Consider the following 18,705-nt stretch of genomic DNA (forward strand, 5'->3'; position numbering starts at 1 on the left):
CTGTCACCAGCCGCACCTCTCCGACACGAAACCCGTACGGCTACTACGCCCGGCTGGGTGCAGCGGCGCCGGCCGAACTGAAACGGCTGTCACTGGCGGCTGGTTCGAAGGGGCGAAGAACAGCCGCGAGTGACAGCTAGGCCGTTGTGGAGGGCTCCAGGGGGTACGAGTACCGGACGTGCGTGACCGGCTGGTCGTTGACGGTGTCGGCGCGTGTGACGCCGTCGCAGGACCAGCCGCCGCGTTCGTAGAAGCGGCGCGCCACCGTGTTGCCCTCCAGCACCCAGAGGACGGCCCGGGGCTGCCCGTAGCGGGGCAGTTCCGCGAGGGCGTCCTGCATCAGGAGGCGGCCGGCGCCGGTGCCGACGCGGGACGGGTCGAGGTGGATGGCGTAGAGCTCGGCGGCGCCTTCGGTTTCGCTGGGGCCGATGTACGAGAAGCCGATCAGCTCGTCGTCGTCGACGGCGAGCGTCATCCGGTGGGTGTCCTGTTCCCAGCGGTGGCGCTCCACCCAGTAGGCGACCATCATGTCGGGGCCGCGTGCCTCGAACGACGCCGGATCGACCAGGTCGGCGTAGGCGGCGGCCCGGGAGCGGTGGTGCAGCGCGCCGACCGCGGGCTGATCGGCTTCGGTCGCCGGGCGCAGGGAGACGGTCATTCTCCCGAACGTAGCCGAGGCGGGAGCGGGACGCGCAGCAGGTCTTCGGCGAGGACGATCGGGCCGTCGAACTCCTTGCGGGCCTCGTCCAGGAACCGGGTGGGGTCCTGGTAGCGCTGGGAGAAGTGCGTGAGGACCAGCAGGCGTACGCCTGACTCGCGGGCCACCGACGCGGCCTGACCGGCTGTCAGGTGGCCCACCTGCTCGGCCAGGAGGGCGTCCTCGGCCAGGAACGTGGACTCGATCACCAGCATGTCGGCGCCGGCGGCCAGGGCGTACACGTTGTCGCACAGGCCGGTGTCCATGACGAAGGCGAAGCTCTGCCCGGGCCGGGCCGTGCTCACCTCGTCCAGCGTGACCGTGCCGAGGTGGCCGGTGCGCTGGAGTTCGCCGACAGCGGGGCCGCTGATGCCGTGCCGGGCCAGCAGCGCGGGGAGCATCCGGCGGGAGTCGGGTTCGGTCAGGCGGTACCCGTACGCCTCGATGGAATGCCGCAGTGGCAGCGCCGTGAGGCGCCCCGCGGACGTCTCCGCGACGAAGCCGGCGCCCACCGGGGAGGGGACGATCTCGGCGTTGTCCCAGTATTTGGTGGCGTGCCGCAGCCGGTCGTAGAACTCCTGCCCGCCGCCCGGGTAGTGCACGGTGACGGGGTGCGGCACCCGGTCCAGGGAGACGCGCTGCAGGATGCCGGGCAGGCCGAGGCTGTGGTCGCCGTGGAAGTGGGTGACGCAGATGCGCCGGAGCGGGGTGACGGCCTGGCCGGCGAGCAGCATCTGGCGCTGGGTGCCCTCGCCCGGGTCGAAAAGGATCACCTCGTCGTCCCAGCGCAGCAGGTAGCCGTTGTGGTTGCGGTGCCGGGTCGGCACCTGACTGGCGGTGCCGAGCACGACCAGCTCACGCATCGGAGCCCCCGAACATAAGCGACCCCAGGGGACTTCCTCGATCGCACGAGGCGAACGAGGTCCGGTCGGACAAGGCCGGATCCCCTGGGGTCGGGTGGCTGTCTGGTACTCGCCGGGCCGCTGCCACACGGTCTCGACGCTCAAACGAAGCTGTCAAGGACAGCGGCTAGCGGACAGCCACCTCACGAGTCCCGTTGCTATACAACTTCGGACCACCTCCCTTCACGTGTACCGCCACGTTAACCAAGGTCGACGGCCGCCGCCAACGCTTTTAAATCACTAGAGCCGCGGGAATACCCGGGGCGACATCTCGGTACTTTCCACCACGAGAGAGGCGGGGCCGACGATCAGCGGGTCCGGGGTGCCGACGACCTCCGGGTCCTTGCCGGAGTAGTCGAACCGGTTGAGCACGTGCCGCATCGCGGCCAGCCGGGCGCGCTTCTTGTCGTTGCTCTTCACCACGGTCCAGGGCGCGTCGGCAGTGTCCGTGTAGAAGAACATCGCCTCCTTGGCCTCGGTGTAGTCGTCCCACTTGTCGAGGGACTCCAGATCCATGGGGGAAAGCTTCCACTGGCGTACGGGGTCGACCTGCCTGATCGCGAACCGGGTGCGCTGCTCGCCCTGTGTCACCGAGAACCAGAACTTGACCAGGTGGATGCCGGACCGGACGAGCATCCGCTCCAGTTCCGGCGTCTGCCGCATGAATTCCAGGTACTCCGCGCGGGTGCAGAAACCCATCACCCGTTCGACGCCGGCCCGGTTGTACCAGGACCGGTCGAAGAGCACGATCTCACCGGCGGACGGCAGGTGCTTGAGGTACCGCTGGTAGTACCACTGGGTGCTCTCCTTCTCGTTCGGCTTCTCCAGTGCCACCACCCGGGAGCCGCGCGGGTTGAGATGCTCCATGAAGCGCTTGATCGTGCCGCCCTTGCCGGCCGCGTCCCGGCCCTCGAAGAGGATCACCAGGCGCTCCCCGGTGTCCTTGCACCAGTTCTGCAGCTTCAGCAGCTCGATCTGAAGCAGGCGCTTGTCGTGGTCGTACTCCGAGCGGGGCAGCCGCTCGTCGTACGGGTAGTCGTCCCGCCAGGTGTCGACCGGTGTGCCGTCGGCGTTCAGCAGGTAGGGATCGTCGTCCTCGTCGTCCACCACCCGGTACCCGGTCAGCTCGGTGACCGGACCGTCGTACGGCTGCGTCATCGGTTCCTCCACATGCTCTAGATCAACATGTTCGGAATCCGACTGCTCATGATCAACCTGGTCCGAGTGAACATCTGTGGTCATGTCTTCACCAGCCAACGCCGCACCTTCTTGCGCCGGGACGCCCGCACCAGCGCGGGCACCTCACGCAGAGTCTCCTTACCCACCTGTTCCTGCCGTCCGTACAGAACGCCGAAATGAAAACTGTCCGAGCCGATCTCGCGCAGCACCTCACGTGCGATCGTGGAGTCCTGGTGGGCACCGAGGCCGTCCTGCAACGCGGTCAGCTCCTTGACGAGCTGCTTCGCACCGGGGCCGGCGCCCGGTTCGAGGACCTCGACGGCGTACCGGGCCCGCTTGTAGGTCTTGCGGGCGTCGTGCAGCTCCTGGTCGACCCCGGAGGCCACTGCCGCGTCGAGCTCACGGTCCGCCTTGCGCAAGATCTTGCGGGTACGGTCCACCGGGTCACCGGCACCACCGACCGGCTCGTCGACCAGCTTGTCGATGGCATCCAGCAGGTCCAGGTAGCGGTCCGACTCCAGGGCCTCGGCCAGCTCGGCGCGACCCGTCTCCACCCGGTGCTCCAGGGCCGCCCGGATCCGCTGCGCGGCCGGCTCGAACTCGGGGCCGGACTCCTCGACACCGGCGAGCAGCTTGCCCTCCAGCACCTGCGGGTCCCGGACCGCGCCCAGCACCCCGGCGAGCCAGCGCAGCTCGTCACCGGCCCCCGTCTCCGGGAACCAGCGCCGGTAGGTCTTCAAGGTGCTGCGGAGCCGGCGGGTGGCCACGCGCATCTTGTGCACCGCGTCCGGGTCACCGCGGCGGGCGGCCGGGTCGTGCCCGAGGATGGCGTCGCGCTGCTCTCGCGCGTACCGGATGACGGGGTCGGGCTTGGCCTTGCCCTTCTTGCCTTTCTTGCCGCCCGCCTCAGCCTTGCCGCTCGCCTCAGCCTTGGCGCTCGCCTTGGGCTTGCCGGGCGTTTCGGACTTGCCGCTCGCCTCCGCCTTGGCGCTCGCCTCGGCCAGCCGGCCGGCCAGAGCCCGGGCCGCCTTGGACGGGCCGGAGGCAGGCTCGGCGCCGGCCTGGAGCAGCACCTGTTCGACCGCGTCGAGAACGCCGGCGTCGCCGTCGACGAGCTCCACCTCGATCTCCTGCCAGGCGCTGTGCTCGTCGCCGGCCTCGGCCCGCACCCGGTCCTGGGCGATCAGGGCGAGGGTACGCCCGTCGGCGTCCTTCAGCGGCGTCTCCACCCGGTGGGTCCGCAGCCGGCACACCGGTTCCAGCGGACGGCGCCGGACCAGACCGCGCACGATGCCGACAAGTTCGTCCGGCACCTGGTCACCCTCATGCCCCGTGACCCGGTGCTCCTTGCGGCCGTCACCGTCCGCGGGCGTCTTCAGATGCCAGCCGGCGTCATGCCCACCGGCCCGGCGCCGAAGTGTCCGGCGATTTCTCATCAACCGGAGGTCTTCGGTGTCGAAATACGTGGCGTCAAGTTCATGCGTCTCGGCGCCGTCCACACCGGTTATGCCGGCCACACCGGCCAGATCCGGGAGTTCGAAGGTCTCAGGGACGTCGTACTTGCGTTCGGTCTCGGTGGCGATCTCCACGTGTCAATGGTGCCCCCGAAAGCGGCTCTTGACACAGCCATGTCTCAGGATCAGATGTCATCGTGGGGGGCCGGTCCGTTGAAGCTGCCGGTCCGGTCAGGAGAAAGCTGTATGGAGAAGAGCTGTACGGAGAAGACCTGTATGGAGAAGTCCGAACGCCGTCCCGTTTCCCTCCCCAACGCCCTCGCCGGTCTGCGCCTGATGGGCGCCGGCGCCGTTCTGGGCCTGGCACTCACCGTCCCGGCCTCGCCGGCGCAGGCCGATCCGCCCCGGCCCCCGTCCACGCCGGTCGCCGAGCACGAGACACCCGACGACTGAGCCGTCACAGCCCGGCGTCCCTGCCGGGTCGCAGGCAGGCGCCGCCGCCGGGTCGCAGGCGGGGCGTCGCTGCCGGGGGCGTTCCTGCCGGTCGCAGGCGGGCGTCGCAGCCGGGGGCGTTCCTGCCGGTCACAGGCGACCATCGCAGCCGGGGGGCGTTCCTGCCGGTCACAGGCGACCATCGCAGCCGGGGGGCGTTCCTGCCGGTCACAGGCGACCATCGCAGCCGGGGGGCATTCCTGCCGGTCGCAGGCGGGCGTCGCAGCCGGGGGCGTCGCAGCCGGTCACAGGTGGGCGTCGCTCTGGTTCCGGAGGTACTGCGCCCGGGCGTAATTGGCGGTCGCCGCGCCGTAGTACATGGTCGCCAGCGACACATGGAAGCTGTTGTTGGTGATCGCGTTCTTGGCGGTGGCGGAGGCCGCCCAGCGGATCTCGGCATCGGTCGTGTTGATCCCACGCCGCGCACACCGCTGCCGATTCATCTCCTTGCCGAGCTTCCAGCTCTCCAGCGCCGCCTCGGCCTCGCGCATCATCGCCCTGGCCTGCTGAATCATGAATTCGGCCAGCTCACAGGCATCCCGTTCATCATTGTTCAAGTACCGCGGTGCCATGCGCCACCCTCCCGCTCTCCCTCGATCCGAGTGTGAGCGAGATGTCAGCACATGTCGATTTTTTTCGACCAACCGCATGAATCCGCACCCCCCAACTTGCCACCGCTCTGCCCCCGGTGACGCCGGACGCCCCCTCCCTGTCGACTTGTTGATCTGCTAGCGATGCGAAATCGCGGTTTCAACCCCATGATCACCGCGATTTCGTAGCGCTAGCAGATCAACAACGCCGCCCCGACGGCACGCAGCAACCGCAAGCCGAGTACAAGCAACCCCAAGCCGCCCTCCGCAGCCGCAGCCGCAGCCGCAGCCGCAGCCGCAGCCGCAGCGACATCTTGCACGAGGCCCCCGCACCCCAACCGACATAAATCCGGCAAAAGGCTCGCACTCGCCGCTTGACGAAATCACAAAGACCGATCCGGAGACGTCGACGTCGGATCGCGAAGGCGCCCGCCGCAGCCGCCAAGGCAAACCCGAGGGCGCAAGCCGCGACCGCCGGCCGGTAGCAGCAGGCGAGAGACGCCAAGGCGGGGCCGGACCGACGCCAGGCCGAGCCGCGCCGATGCGAGGCCGGGCCGATGCCAGGGGCGGGCCGACGCCAGAGGCGGGCCGACGCAAGGGGCGGGTCAAGGCGAGGCCGGAGCGGACCGAAGCCGCAGGCGAGACGGCTCAGTAAATCTCCGAACCACGCAACTCCCATCTTCCCGCGATTGCCGCCGGCGAGATGGCGTGCGATTTTCCGACGCCCGCCGGGTTTGCGGGTGGCGGAAAATCGGATGCCATCTCGCCGGTTACAAGGCAATCGCCGCGGAGCGAAGCGAAGCCAGCTAGCTCGGCAATCGCCGCGGAGCGAAGCGCAGCCAGCTAGCTCAGCAATCGCCGCGGAGCGCAGCCAGCTAGCAGAGCGGGAGCACGTGACCGATGAATGCGGGGGAACCTGTGATCACGTGCTCCCGCCCACCGCCCCGCCCGAACCGGGTGCGCCTGGCCGGAGGCGCGAATCAGCGGAGGCGTGCTGATTCTTGGGAGCCGGTTACGGGCGGGCCTGGGCGCGGGATGCCGGAGCGCTGGCGGGGCGCACCGGCATCACCGCCGGGGGACGTCGGCCGGGCCGGGAAGCCATTGCTTGCCGGGGGACGGTCAAGCTTTCGGCGACGTCGAAGGTCCTCAGTCGGGGTACCTCCTGTAACGATGATGGGAGGGGACGTTGTCTTCGAGTCCGCGGCCGGGCAGGGTCCGCATGCTGTTCATGTCGTGCCGCAGCGTCCACGCCTCCCGCCAGGGGCGGCGTGCGACCGCGGCGGCACGTTCGGCGAGTCGCCGGGCCGAGCACGGCCACTGCCACCCGCACCAGGCGCATGTGCCGTCCGCTCCGGCCGCCTGGTGGCGCCCGAGTGTGTCTTGGGCGTCCCGCCACAGCATGCGGTCCACGATGTCGGCGGGCGCCGTCTCGTCGACGTCGACCATCCCTTGCCCTTCCGTCCGGGACTGGCTCATAGCTCCGTCACGACAGATACAACCGCAGCGACGCCCGAGCTGGTCGGACTGTCTGTGCGATTGTGGCAACTATCTGTAACTGTCCATGTCGCCGGAGGCGGGCCGGACGCGGGCCGGACGCGGGCCGGACGCGGGCCGGACGCGGGCCGGACGCGGGCCGGACGCGGGCCGGACGTGAGCGGCCGCAGGTGGTGGAAGCTCCGCAGCAGCTCATGGCCGGTGTCGGCGATGAGGCCGACCGGCGATGCCGGGGCATCGCCGGTCGGGTGGGACGGGTATCAGCTGAGGTGGGCGAGCAGGTCCTGCCGGGTCAGCACCCCGGCGGGTTTGCCGTCCACCAGGACCATCGCGGCGTCCGACTTCTCCAGCAGCGCGACCGCCTCGGCCACAGGCTCGCCGCCGCCGATCATCGGCAGCGAGTCGCTCATGTGCTTCTCGATCGTGTCGTGCAGGTGGGCCTGGCCGGTGAAGAGCGCGTCCAGCAGCGCCTTCTCCGAGATGGAGCCGGCCACTTCGCCGGTCACCACGGGCGGTTCGGCTTTGAGCACGGGGAGCTGGGAGACCCCGTACTCCCGCATGTAGTCGATGGCGTCGCGGACCGTCTCGGTGGGGTGCACGTGGATCAGCGGCGGGATCTCGGCGCCCTTGCCGGCCAGCGCGTCGGCCACGGTCGGGGTGCCACCGGGGGTACGCAGGAACCCGTACCGTGCCATCCACTTGTCGTTGAAGATCTTCGAGAGGTAGCCGCGGCCGCCGTCGGGCAGCAGCACCACGACCACGTCGTCGGGGCCGGCCTTGCGGGCCACTTCGAGTGCGGCGACCACGGCCATCCCGCAGGAGCCGCCGACCAGCAGGCCTTCCTCGCGGGCGAGCCGGCGGGTCATCTCGAAGGAGTCGGAGTCGCTGACCTCGATGACCTCGTCGGTGACGCTCCGGTCGTACGCCGTGGGCCAGAAGTCCTCGCCGACGCCCTCCACGAGGTACGGCCGGCCGGTCCCGCCGGAGTAGACGGAGCCTTCCGGGTCGGCGCCGATCACCCGGACGTCGCCCTGTTCCTTGAGGTAGCGGCCGACGCCACTGATCGTGCCGCCGGTGCCGACGCCCGTGACGAAGTGAGTGATCTTCCCGGCGGTCTGTTCCCAGATCTCCGGGCCGGTCTCCTCGTAGTGCGAGCGCGGGTTGGCCGGGTTGCTGTACTGATCCGGCTTCCAGGCGCCGGGGATGTCCCGGGTCAGCTGGTCGGAGACGTTGTAGTAGGAACGCGGGTCCTCCGGCGCCACGGCGGTCGGGCAGACCACCACCTCGGCGCCGTACGCCCGCAGGACGTTCTGCTTGTCCTCGCTGACCTTGTCGGGGCAGACGAAGACGCACTTGTAACCCCGCTGCTGGGCCACCAGGGCCAAGCCGACGCCGGTGTTGCCACTCGTCGGCTCGACGATGGTGCCGCCGGGCTTGAGGAGGCCCGCCTTCTCGGCGTCCTCCACCATCCGCAGCGCGATCCGGTCCTTGACCGAGCCGCCGGGGTTCAAGTACTCGACCTTGGCCAGCACGGTGGCGCTGATGCCTTCGGTCACACTGTTCAGACGGACCAGCGGAGTGTTACCGATGATCTCGACGACGTTGTCGTAATAGCGCACGCTTCACTTTACGACCAGGCGCGGGTTTGTCCCCTCCCACTCCAGGAAGCGATCGGTCTCCGCGAGCACCGCCCCGGCGAGCCAGGTGACCGCCACCGCGTCGTCGATGAGCCCGAAGACCCAGACGAACGCTTCCGGGATCGCGTCGATCGGCGACACCACATAGACCGTGGCGGCTGTCATGAGCGCGAGCCGCATGCCGCCGTCGTACTCCCCGCGGGTGGTGGCCCGGATCATCCGCGGAAGCGCCGCGAGCCGTTCACCGAGCGGTCGGCCGCCGCGGGAACCGGCGGTCAGCGCACGGGCGAGCGCGGTGAACGCCGCCGCACGTTTCAACGTCTTGGCCATCTTTGTTCCCCTCTCCGCCACTCCAGCATGACGTGGGCGCGCCATGATTGCCTCTCGCCGTCGCGAGTTAGCCTCAAGTACCCACTTTCCGTGCCGATCTCGGATCAACTGGAATGCTTCCCTTCGAGTGACAAGCGAGGGAACCGTGAGCAGCATCGACTTCACTTCTTCCGCGGACGCCTGGCGGCGGCTGAAAGCCGCCGGCTCCGCGGACGCGTGGCGCCGTCTGACGGCCGCCGATTCCGCTGACGCCTGGCGGCGTCTCAAGGCCGCCGGCCGGATCACCGGTGTGCTCGCCGGGATGACGGCCGGCGCGACCGCGCTCTCCGCCGGCCTGCTGATGCGCCAGGCCGCCGAGGCCCGCCGCGTCATCCCGCTGGCCGAGGCGCCACCGCCGCGCGGCGACGGGGTGTACGGCGCGAAGTTCGGCGGGAAACCGCTCGGCCTGGTGATCCTCGGCGACTCCTCCGCCGCGGGGTACGGCGTGCACCGTCCCCGCGAGACTCCCGGCGCCCTGTTCGCCACCGGCGTCTCCCGCCGCCTGCGCCGCCCGGTCCGGCTGCACCGGCTGGCGGTCGTCGGCTCGATGTCCTCGGGCCTGCCGTACCAGGTGGACGCCGCCCTGGAGTACGAACCGGAACTCGCGATCATCCTGATCGGGGGCAACGACGTCACGCACGCCGCGGCCCGCGCCGCCGCCGTCCGGCATCTCGGTGACGCGGTGCGCCGGCTGCGCGCCGCCGGCTGCAAGGTCGTGGTCGGCACCTGCCCGGACATCGGGGCGATCCAGCCGATCAAGCCGCCGCTGCGCTGGCTGGCCCGGCGCTGGAGCCGCCAGCTCGCCGCCGCGCAGACGGTCGCCGTGGTCCGGGAGGGCGGTCGCACCGTCTCCATCGGCAACCTGCTCGGCCCGATGTTCGAGGCGGATCCGGTGCGGATGTACAGCTCGGACCGTTTCCACCCGTCCGCCGAGGGGTACGCCCGTGCTGCGGCGGTGATGATGCCGACGGTGATGGCCGCTCTCGGTGAGGACGAACGGACTGCGGTCGCGGAGACCGTCCGTACCCTTCCCGAGGCTGCCGACGCCGCGGTGCGCGCGCCGGGCACCGAGGTCAGCCAGGCGGGGCGATGGGCGAAGTTGCGGCGGCACCCGTGGTTCGGCGAGTCCCGCCACTGGTTCGGATCACGGGTGGGCACGACGGGTGCCGTTCCCGCCGTAGGGTATACGCCAGAGGATCATCAAGTCGGCTGATGCAGGGAGGCGCGACATGACTGGTCTGCCGGAACGACTGGGCAAAGCCGCGGCCACGAGCCTGATCGCCGGCGCGGTGGGCGGCGCGGCGCTGATCGCCGGTGAGCTGCTGGCCGCCAAGTCCCGGCGCTACGCGAAGCCCACGATGGGCCTGGCGTTGCGCACGTCGATGGGTCCGGTCAGCGCGCCGCCGCTGCGTCTGGTGCTGCTCGGCGACTCGGCTGCGGTCGGGGTGGGCGTGGAGTGGCTTTCCGACACGGTCGGCGGGCAGCTGGCCCGGTTGCTGGCCGACGGAACCGCCGACTCCGGGCCCCGGCACGTGCTGCTCAGCAGTGTCGGCGTGGCCGGTTCCCGGTCCAGCGACCTGGCCACGCAGGTGGCCCGGGCCCTGCTCGGCGATCGGCCGGACGTCGCGGTCGTGTTGATCGGGGCCTACGACGCGACCTCGGGCCGCCCACCGGAGGACGCCGCCATCCACCTCGGGCAGGCCGTCCGGCGGTTGCGGTCCGCCGGCGTGCAGGTGGTCGTCGGCACGTGCCCCGACCTGGGCGCGGCCCGTTCCCTGGCTCCGCCGCTGCGGCAGATCGCCGGCCTGGTCGGCAAGCGGATGGCGCGGTCGCAGGCGCGTGCGGTGACCGAGGCCGGCGGGACGGTGGTGGACCTGGCGGCCGAGACGGGCGCGGTGTTCCGGGCCGACGCGGGGACCCTCTGTTACGACGGGTTCCACCCGTCCGCCGACGGCTACCGGGTCTGGGCGCACGCCCTCTATCCCGCGGTGGCGAAGGCGGCGATGTCGGGCGTGTGAGCGGGGTGTGAGAAATTAGCGCTTCCGACCATGTTACCGGCGAGTAAACTGGGCGTATGCCGGAAGCTGTCATCGTCGCCACTGCCCGCTCCCCCATCGGCCGTGCCCACAAGGGCTCGCTCAAGGATCTGCGCCCCGACGACCTAGCCGCCACGATCGTCGACGCCGCCCTGTCCAAGGTGCCGCAACTGGACCGCACCCTCATCGAGGACCTCTACCTCGGGTGCGGCCTGCCCGGCGGTGAACAGGGCTTCAACCAGGCCCGCGTGATCGCCACGAAGCTGGGCCTGGACGGCCTGCCCGGCGCGACAGTCACGCGCTACTGCTCGTCGTCGCTCCAGACCACCCGGATGGCCTTCCACGCCATCAAGGCCGGCGAGGGTGACATCTTCATCTCGGCCGGCGTGGAGACCGTCTCGCGCTTCGCCAAGGGCAGCTCGGACGGCCTCCCCTCGGAGGCGCAGGAGCTGGTGGGCCGCTGGACGAACCCGTTCTTCGACGAGGCCCAGGCCCGCACCGCGCAGTACGCCAGGGGCGGCACCACCTGGCACGACCCGCGCGCGGACGGCGCTGTCCCCGACATCTACATCACCATGGGACAGACCGCCGAGAACCTCGCCCAGATCAAGGACGTCTCGCGCGAGGAGATGGACGAGTTCGGCGTACGCAGCCAGAACCTCGCCGAGAAGGCCATCGCCAACGGGTTCTGGGCTCGCGAGATCACCCCGGTCACCCTGCCCGACGGCACCGTCGTCAGCAAGGACGACGGCCCCCGCCCGGGCGTCAGCCTCGACGCGGTCTCCCAGCTCAAGCCGGTGTTCCGCCCCGACGGCAGGGTCACCGCCGGCAACTGCTGCCCGCTCAACGACGGCGCCGCCGCGCTGGTCATCATGAGCGACACGAAGGCCCGCGAGCTCGGCATCACCCCGCTCGCCCGGATCGTCTCCACCGGCGTCACCGCCCTCTCCCCCGAGATCATGGGTCTCGGCCCGGTCGAGGCGTCGAAGCAGGCCCTCAAGCGCGCCGGCATGAGCATCGCCGACGTCGACCTCTTCGAGATCAACGAGGCGTTCGCCGCCCAGGTCATTCCGTCCTACAAGGAACTGGGCATCCCGCTGGACAAGCTGAACGTCAACGGCGGCGCCATCGCCGTCGGCCACCCCTTCGGCATGACCGGCGCCCGCATCACCACCACGCTGCTCAACTCCCTCGACTGGCACGACAAGTCGATCGGCCTGGAGACCATGTGCGTCGGCGGCGGACAGGGCATGGCCCTGGTCATCGAGCGCCTGAGCTGACGTTCCACGCCCGGCCCGCTGCGCCTTTCAGGTCGCGGGCGGGCCGGGCGCGGGCGGGCCGGTTACGGCTCGACCGGCTGGGAGGTGGGGCTGCGGCCCAGGACGGCCACGATCGCCAGGGCTGTCGCGGCCACCACGCCGACCCAGTTGGCCACACCCGTCGCGATGTGGAGCAGGTGGGACCAGACCTCTTCCGCGTACGTCAGGCCGCTGTCGAAGAACAGCAGGAACGGGCCGTAGAGCAGGGCCAGCACGACCACCACGGTCGGCCAGGCGAACGCTCCGGCCAGTTGCGCGGCGACCGAGCCCGCGGCGGCGCGGCGGCCGGCCCAGCCGGTCATCAGCCAGCCGAGCAGAGCGCCCAGCAGCGCGCCGGCCGAGGCCACCCAGCCCATCCAGTACGGGGCCGCCCGCTCCACCGTGAACCACGTCTCGCCGTCGTAGTAGAGCAGCAGCCCGTCCCGTACCGCATAGAGGTCGTCCTCGAACTCCAGCGTCTCGGTGACGTACTTCCCGGCCGCCGGGTTCTCCCGGATCCGCCAGCCGGCCGCCACCAGCCGGTCCCGCACACCGGGCACCAGACCACTGATGTCGGCGCCCTCGGCGACGGCATGTCCGAGCGCGGGGAAGCCGTTGCTGTCCTCGGTGGGTTCGGTGCCGACCGGTACGCCCGGGAACATCACCTGCCGCAGCTCGGCGGACTGCTGCGCGGTGGGCAGCGGCCGGATGAACTCCCAGCCCAGCCGGGTCGCGTGGGCCGCGCCGTAGAGCCCGGCCAGCATCGACACCAGCACCGCCAGCACGACGATCCCGCGGTCGCCGGGACGGCCCAGGACGGCGCGGAAACCCCGTGGCGTGAACAGCGAGGGACCACCGGCCGCGGTCGTCGCGCGGGCCGCCGCGCGCAGGGCGGGCAGCGTCCAGGCGACCGCCAGCAGGTAGCGCCACCGGGTCACCGTCCCGTGTGCCGCCAGGTCGGCGAGATCGGCCGCCCACTCGGCCCGCTGCCGCTGCCGGAACCCGGCCGGCAGCAGAGCCGCGAGCACCGCGAGGGCGGCGCGACCCGGGCCGGTCACCACGCCAGTTTCCGGGACGCCGCTCGGGTGCCGCGGCGTTTCCCGGCGGCGGCCACCGCCTCGCGGCCGGACGCGATCCCGTCGGCGGTGAGGCGGTAGTAGCGGCGCCGGGGCCGGCCCTCGGCGTGCACGTCGACCACTTCCTCGCGGCTGACCAGCCAGCCGGCCGCCTCGAACGCGACGAGGATCGGGTAGACGGTGCCCGGTTCCAGGCCGGCGTCCAGGGCGAGCTCCAGGCCGTACCGCTCGCGGCCCGGCTCGTCCAGCAGCGCCCGCAACGCGAGCAGGCGCGGCGTGGTCATGCGCAACGACGTCACGCCGACGACCCTAGGGGCTATTCCTAGTTCTGCATAGGGTGCCGGACTGGGCCGATGGAGATCCGAGCGGTGGACGGCACGACGGTGGCGCGGGCGGCGGGGCTTGCGGGAAGCGCGCCGCTGGACAGAAGCGGCTAGAGGAGGCGCCGGGCTTCGGTCACCGCGTCGGTGGCCCGGGACAACAGTTCCGGGGACGGGCCGGTCGCCACGAGGTCGGCGGCCGTCACCCGGATCTGGTCGGGCAGGACCATGGCGTGCACGAACGGGACCGGGTGCCGCTGGGCCCCTTCCGCCTCGGCGCCCAGGTCGGCCAGGTGCTGCGCCAGCGCGTGCACGACCTGCGCACGCGTCCGGCCGGCGCCGGCCGGCTGGGACCAGCGGCGCTCCTCCCAGTGGTGCACCTGGGTGAGCAGGCGCTCGATTGACGCGGTGAAGTCAGACATCGCCAGCGAGGGTACCGGAGAACGGGACAACGCCCGGTCCGCGGTGAGCGGGCCGGGCGTTGTGGTGGCGACGGGACGAACCGTCAGTCGTCGCCGCCCTGCAAGAAACTGAGCAGACGGAGGATCTCGATGTAGAGCCAGATGAGGCCGACCAGGATCCCGAACGCGGCGGTCCAGGAGTAGCGCTGCGGCAGACCCATCCGCACGCCCTCCTCGATCTCGTTGAAGTTCAGGATGAAGCTCAGCGACGCCACCACGATGCAGACGAGGCTGAAGATGATGCCGATCGCACCGTTGTCACGCAGACCGGTGTTGACGCCGAAGAGCGCCAGCACGAAGTTGATCAGCATGACGGCGAACAGGCCCGCCATGATCGAGATGATGGCTCGGGTGAACTTCGGCGTGGCCCGGATGACCCTGGCCCGGTAGAGCACGGCCATCAGGAAGAAGACGCCGAAGGTGGCGACCACCGCCTGCAGGACGATGCCCTGGTAGCCCAGGATGTTCTGGAAGAACTTGCTCACCATGCCGACGAACACGCCCTCGATCACCGCGTAGGCGATGACGAGAGCCGGGTTGGCGATCCGCATGAAGGAGATCACCAGGCCGAGCACGAGGCCGACCACGGCCGCGCCGATCCAGGCGGCGCTGGTCAGTTCGGCGGGGATGAGGTTCCATGCGGCCACCGCGGAGATGCCGGTGATGCCGAGCAGTGTGACGGTCTTGACGACGACGTCGTCAAGGGTCATCGGTCGGACAGCCGGCGGAGAGGCGGGGTAGCCTGTCGCCGTCGGGTACGCGTCGCCGTAGACCGGCTGACCGTAACCCGGCTGCTGACCGGCCGGCCCATTTGGCCCGTACCCGGCCGCCCGCTCCCGCTCGGCCGCCTGGCCGAGGCGCGAGAGCACCGGGTTCGATGTCTTCACTGTTTCCAGCCTCCCTCAGAGGTTGCGGCATCCTTTGCCTGTCGTTCAAGGGTACGGGGTCAAGACCCGTCCCGCTCTCCACCGATCCTGTGAGCGTTCTGAGAACCCGAGGTCATGAACTGGAAACCAACGGGGACTGACGATACGTCGCCGCGGCGGCTTCTATAACCTGTGCCACGTCTTGGATCGGCACAACGGAGGAACAACGCAGTGCTGGGGTTTATTCGGCGCAACATTCGCAAGCCATGGGCTCTGGCACTGCTCGTCGCCATGGTCTTCGGAGTCCTGCAGATACCGAAGGGTCCGGGCAACGTCAGCCCGGACATGACGCAGTACCTGAACCAGACATACGACCTGCTCGGTGACACTCCGGCCGAGGCCCGCGACCGCACCATCAAGATCTACTGCGCGAACTGGGGCCGGCCGCACCTCTTCGAGGTGAGCGCCACGGGTCCCTACGACGCGACGAGCGCCACCGAGTACGCCGAGAAGTGTGTCGAGCGCCTCCGTTCGCAGAACGACCTGGCACCCGGCACCGTCTACGGCCCGGCGCTTGCCAAGTCCGGTCTCATCGAGTCACCGCGGTACGAGGCGATCTTCCTGTCCCGTCCCGGCGTGGCGTGGTTCTACGCACCCGCCGTAGCGCTGCTGCCGGACCGGTTCGCCCTGGGCCTGACCGCGTTCCTGCTGGTCGCCCTCGCCGGTTTCCTGGTCTTCCTGATGCTGCGCGCGCTCCGGGTGGCCACCCCGATCGCGCTGGCCGGTCAGGTGCTCTTCTACCTGCTGCCGATCACGTCGTGGTCGATCGACCCGCGCGGCGAGGCGCCGGTCATCCTGCTCACCACCGCGATCCTGCTGGGCACGATCTACGTGATCACCGATCGGGTGCGGGCCGGCGTGGCACTGATCGTGGCGGCGTACGCGCTCGGTTTCGTCGTCAAGGGCTCCCAGTTCATGCTCCTCGGCGCGGCGATGGCCGCGACCGCGACGCTGGCGTTGCTGTTCGCCCGCCGGGCCGGCCGCCCGCTGCGCCCGCTCCTGCTGATCCTCGGGCTCTCCGTCGCGGCGGCCGCCGTCAACTTCTTCGGCGCCAAGCTGATGGGCTGGCCGGGTGGCACCGAGAGCATGCAGGACCTGCTCACCAACCACTACGCGAACCCGGACGTACCGGACCCGGTCGCGCAGTGGCTGGAACGCAACCGCTACTACTGGGTGTGGTGGCTGGTCGAGCAGCTCCGTGCGCCGCTGGTGCTGGCGAGCTGGCTGATCGGCGCCTGGGGCCTGCTGTGGGCGCGTTCCTCGGCGGCCTTCGCGGTCTTCGCGGTGGCGCTCGGCGGCTTCCTCAACCAGGCCGGGCACCCCAACCCGACGCAGTCCGACCGGCTGATCATCACGGCGTGGATGCTGGTGATCATCGGCGTTCCGGTCCTGCTGAACCACTACGTCGAGCGCCGCCGCCGGCCGGCCGAGCCGGTGGACGGGCCGGCCACCGGCGAGCCGGTGGACGCGGCGGACCCGTGCCAGGCCGCGACCGTCACGATCCCCCGGCAGCGTTCCGCCGGGGAACCGGCACCGGCCACCACGCGGTAACGAACGGGAAAGGCGAAGGGCGCTCCGGCAACGGAGCGCCCTTTTTCGTCGTGCCCGGGGCGGGTCTCGAACCCGCACGCCTTGTCAGGCAGCCGCTTTTAAGGCGGCCGTGTCTGCCATTCCACCACCCGGGCGGACCTGCGAACACCGTATCTGGTGCCGCCCGGATGGTGGCAACGGCCCGGCTGGGATCAGCGCGAGCCGGCGGAGACCTTGTCGCCGGCCTTGCCGGTGGACTCGTCGGTGGCCGGCCGCACCGGCGGGGTCACCTCGAGGAACTCCTCACGCGGGTGGTGCAGCTGGCCGAGGGCCACCGTCTCCCGCTTGAGGGCGAACGCCAGGACCCAGTCGGCGAGCACCCGCACCTTGCGGTTGAACGACGGGATCCGGCTGACGTGGTAGAAGCGGTGCATCAGCCACGCCGGGTAGCCCTTGACCTTGACGCCGTACACGTGCGCGACGCCCTTGTTGATGCCGAGGCCCGCGACGCCGCCGACGTGCTTGTGGCGGTACTCCTTGGGCGCTCCGCCGAGGATGACCTGGCGGATGTTGTCGGCGAGCACGGTGGCCTGCCGGACCGCGTGCTGAGCGCTCGGCGAGCACCAGCCACCCGGGTTGGTCAGGTCGGGGACCTGGGCACAGTCGCCCGCGGCCCAGGCGCCCTCGAGCACCTCGCCGGTCTCGATGCTGGCGACCTGAAGGGTCGGCAGGCAGTTGACGTGCCCGCGCGGGCCGAGCGGCAGGTCGGTCTGCTCGAGCATCGGCGACGGCTTGACGCCGGCGGTCCAGACCAGCGTCTCGGCGCGGAACGTGTCACCGTCGGAGAGCACGATCTGGCCGTCGACGCAGGACTTGAGGAACGTCTCCAGGCGCAGGTCGATCCCGCGCTTGGCGAGCTGGCGCGCCGTGTAGGCACCCATCTCGGGACCGACCTCGGGGAGAATCCGGTTGGAGGCCTCCACCAGGATGAAGTGGACCTCCTTCGGGTCCAGCTCCGGGTAGTACTTCAGGGCGTCCGCGACGACGTCCTGCATCTCGGCCAACGCCTCGATGCCGGCGAAACCGCCGCCGACGAAGACGAAGTTCAGCGACGCCTTGCGCACCTCTTCGTCCGGCGTCACCGCGGCGACGTCGAGCCGGTCGAGGATGTGGTTGCGCAGGTAGATGGCCTCACCGATGGTCTTCAGGCCGATGCCGACATCACTGAGGCCGGGGATCGGCAGGGTGCGCGAGACCGAGCCGGGCGCCACGATGATGTGGTCGTACTCCATCTCGTAGGCGGGACCGTCGATCGGCTGGATCGTGACGGTCTTGCGGGCGTGCTCGAGCTTCGTGACCTCACCGGAGACGATGCGGCACTTCTTCAGCTCCCGGCGCAGCGGCACCACAGCGTGTCGCGGCGAGATGTTACCGGCCGCTGCCTCAGGCAGGAACGGCTGGTAAGTCATGTGCGGAACAGGGTCGATGACGACGATCTCGGCCCGGTTCCGGTTCAGCTTCTTGGACAGGCGGAGGGCGGCGTAAAGCCCGACGTGACCTGCTCCAACGACGACTATGCGCGGCGGATTCACGGTCCTATTGTCGCGCGCGCGAGGGGGTTCATGCGTCGTTCTGTGACCATCGCAACCACCAAAGTCAAGTGTCGAAAGACACAGAATTCACTCGCGACGGCCCATACGTGCTAGGAGCATCGTCACAGCAGCCGCTCCGGACAGCCCCACCAGGGTGGCCACCTGGAAAGCACTCCCGCCCAGGTCGGCGGTGAGACCGAGCGCCAGGACGATGAGCACCGACGAGATCAGAATGACCACGGCGGCCCGTCCCAGCCAGATTCCGGGCACGTCCAGGTTGACTATCGCATCGATGGGGAGTACTGCGGCGAGCGCGGTGAGCGTGTGCCCCAGATAGAGCAGGGCGGCGAGCGTGAGCACCCGCCACAGCGCGACCCGGGCGTCGAACCCGGCCGTGTCCAGCAGCCAGCCGGCCACCGCGACCAGGGCGACGGCACTGCCACCGCGACCCGCCGGGGCGAGCGCCGGCCAGAGCGCGAAGAGCGCCAGCAGGCCCAGCCACCGGCTGGCCAGCAACTCCTCCGGCCACGCGACGCCCATGGCGAGCAAACCGGTCAGCCAGACCGAGCCACGGATCATCAGGGGTACGGCCGTCGCGCGCTTCAACGTCGTCCGGAGCCGCCCGGCACGCTTCGTGATCGCGGTCAGCATG

19 protein-coding genes and 1 tRNA gene are annotated in these 18,705 nt (G+C 70.2%); 5 read left to right on the forward strand and 15 right to left on the reverse strand.

All coding sequences use genetic code 11. The annotated features are described in order from the left end of the window. Window positions 1-136: 136 nt before the first annotated feature. The 4 genes from LPA41_RS19350 to LPA41_RS43020 form a co-directional block, all read right to left on the reverse strand. Window positions 137-658, reverse strand: a complete 522-nt coding sequence (locus LPA41_RS19350) for a GNAT family N-acetyltransferase (RefSeq protein WP_229072037.1) — start codon at window positions 656-658, stop codon at window positions 137-139. Next, window positions 655-1,560, reverse strand: coding sequence for a ribonuclease Z (locus LPA41_RS19355; protein WP_229072038.1), 906 nt, complete (start codon window positions 1,558-1,560; stop codon window positions 655-657). The genes LPA41_RS19350 and LPA41_RS19355 overlap by 4 nt, the downstream gene beginning before the upstream one ends. A 279-nt stretch (window positions 1,561-1,839) precedes the next feature. Then, entirely contained in the window at window positions 1,840-2,757 is a 918-nt protein-coding gene (gene ppk2 / locus LPA41_RS19360; RefSeq protein ID WP_229072039.1) for a polyphosphate kinase 2, read from the reverse strand. Between the two features lie 80 nt (window positions 2,758-2,837). Further along, on the reverse strand, window positions 2,838-4,367 hold the full coding sequence (locus LPA41_RS43020; protein ID WP_229072040.1) for a CYTH and CHAD domain-containing protein: 1,530 nt from the start codon (window positions 4,365-4,367) through the stop codon (window positions 2,838-2,840). A 141-nt stretch (window positions 4,368-4,508) separates the two neighbouring features. On the opposite strand from LPA41_RS43020, the gene LPA41_RS19370 reads away from it, so the two are divergent. Then, on the forward strand, window positions 4,509-4,685 hold the full coding sequence (locus tag LPA41_RS19370) for a hypothetical protein (protein ID WP_229072041.1): 177 nt from the start codon (window positions 4,509-4,511) through the stop codon (window positions 4,683-4,685). 284 nt (window positions 4,686-4,969) lie between these two features. Here the strand turns inward: LPA41_RS19370 and LPA41_RS19375 are convergent, their stop codons facing one another. From LPA41_RS19375 to LPA41_RS19390, 4 genes are all read right to left on the reverse strand, one after another. Continuing rightward, a complete protein-coding gene (locus LPA41_RS19375) occupies window positions 4,970-5,296 on the reverse strand; it encodes a hypothetical protein (RefSeq protein WP_229072042.1) in 327 nt (108 codons plus the stop codon). Window positions 5,297-6,460: 1,164 nt separating this feature from the next. Beyond that, complete coding sequence (locus tag LPA41_RS19380; protein ID WP_229072043.1) at window positions 6,461-6,760, reverse strand: hypothetical protein; 300 nt, start codon at window positions 6,758-6,760, stop codon at window positions 6,461-6,463. A 308-nt stretch (window positions 6,761-7,068) separates the two neighbouring features. Then, the gene (locus tag LPA41_RS19385; RefSeq protein ID WP_229072044.1) at window positions 7,069-8,427 is read right to left on the reverse strand and encodes a cystathionine beta-synthase; all 1,359 of its coding nucleotides are present in this window, start codon (window positions 8,425-8,427) and stop codon (window positions 7,069-7,071) included. Window positions 8,428-8,430: 3 nt separating this feature from the next. Further along, a complete protein-coding gene (locus tag LPA41_RS19390) occupies window positions 8,431-8,775 on the reverse strand; it encodes a YkvA family protein (RefSeq protein ID WP_229072045.1) in 345 nt (114 codons plus the stop codon). 226 nt (window positions 8,776-9,001) lie between these two features. Here LPA41_RS19390 and LPA41_RS19395 point away from each other — a divergent pair, with 226 nt between their 5' ends. The 3 genes from LPA41_RS19395 to LPA41_RS19405 are packed head-to-tail and all read left to right on the forward strand — an operon-like array spanning window position 9,002 to window position 12,130. Then, window positions 9,002-10,027, forward strand: coding sequence for an SGNH/GDSL hydrolase family protein (locus LPA41_RS19395; RefSeq protein ID WP_229072127.1), 1,026 nt, complete (start codon window positions 9,002-9,004; stop codon window positions 10,025-10,027). Window positions 10,028-10,043: 16 nt separating this feature from the next. Further along, window positions 10,044-10,832 carry an SGNH/GDSL hydrolase family protein gene (locus LPA41_RS19400; RefSeq protein WP_229072046.1) on the forward strand — a complete coding sequence of 263 codons (789 nt, stop codon included), beginning with the start codon at window positions 10,044-10,046 and terminating at the stop codon, window positions 10,830-10,832. 56 nt (window positions 10,833-10,888) lie between these two features. Beyond that, window positions 10,889-12,130 carry an acetyl-CoA C-acetyltransferase gene (locus tag LPA41_RS19405; RefSeq protein WP_229072047.1) on the forward strand — a complete coding sequence of 414 codons (1,242 nt, stop codon included), beginning with the start codon at window positions 10,889-10,891 and terminating at the stop codon, window positions 12,128-12,130. 62 nt (window positions 12,131-12,192) lie between these two features. Here LPA41_RS19405 and LPA41_RS19410 read toward each other — a convergent pair whose 3' ends face one another. The 4 genes from LPA41_RS19410 to LPA41_RS19425 all read right to left on the reverse strand — a co-directional run bounded on the left by LPA41_RS19410 (window position 12,193) and on the right by LPA41_RS19425 (window position 14,892). Then, entirely contained in the window at window positions 12,193-13,206 is a 1,014-nt protein-coding gene (locus tag LPA41_RS19410) for a hypothetical protein (protein WP_229072048.1), read from the reverse strand. Continuing rightward, window positions 13,203-13,523 carry a PadR family transcriptional regulator gene (locus LPA41_RS19415; RefSeq protein ID WP_229072049.1) on the reverse strand — a complete coding sequence of 107 codons (321 nt, stop codon included), beginning with the start codon at window positions 13,521-13,523 and terminating at the stop codon, window positions 13,203-13,205. Before LPA41_RS19415 ends, LPA41_RS19410 begins: the two co-directional genes overlap by 4 nt. 134 nt (window positions 13,524-13,657) lie before the next feature. Continuing rightward, a complete protein-coding gene (locus tag LPA41_RS19420; RefSeq protein ID WP_229072050.1) occupies window positions 13,658-13,966 on the reverse strand; it encodes a hypothetical protein in 309 nt (102 codons plus the stop codon). 83 nt (window positions 13,967-14,049) lie between these two features. Beyond that, window positions 14,050-14,892, reverse strand: coding sequence for a Bax inhibitor-1/YccA family protein (locus LPA41_RS19425; RefSeq protein ID WP_229072051.1), 843 nt, complete (start codon window positions 14,890-14,892; stop codon window positions 14,050-14,052). 210 nt (window positions 14,893-15,102) lie between these two features. On the opposite strand from LPA41_RS19425, the gene LPA41_RS19430 reads away from it, so the two are divergent. Then, on the forward strand, window positions 15,103-16,482 hold the full coding sequence (locus tag LPA41_RS19430; RefSeq protein ID WP_229072052.1) for a hypothetical protein: 1,380 nt from the start codon (window positions 15,103-15,105) through the stop codon (window positions 16,480-16,482). Window positions 16,483-16,533: 51 nt separating this feature from the next. On the opposite strand, the gene LPA41_RS19435 is transcribed toward LPA41_RS19430, so the two are convergent. From LPA41_RS19435 to LPA41_RS19445, 3 genes are all read right to left on the reverse strand, one after another. Further along, window positions 16,534-16,616, reverse strand: a tRNA-Leu gene (locus LPA41_RS19435). A gap of 57 nt (window positions 16,617-16,673) precedes the next feature. Beyond that, window positions 16,674-18,053, reverse strand: coding sequence for an NAD(P)/FAD-dependent oxidoreductase (locus LPA41_RS19440; RefSeq protein ID WP_229072053.1), 1,380 nt, complete (start codon window positions 18,051-18,053; stop codon window positions 16,674-16,676). Between the two features lie 87 nt (window positions 18,054-18,140). Then, the gene (locus LPA41_RS19445) at window positions 18,141-18,704 is read right to left on the reverse strand and encodes a hypothetical protein (RefSeq protein WP_229072054.1); all 564 of its coding nucleotides are present in this window, start codon (window positions 18,702-18,704) and stop codon (window positions 18,141-18,143) included. Window position 18,705: the final 1 nt, after the last annotated feature.

Source organism: Actinoplanes sp. DH11, assembly GCF_020873875.1.
GTDB lineage: Bacteria > Actinomycetota > Actinomycetes > Mycobacteriales > Micromonosporaceae > Actinoplanes.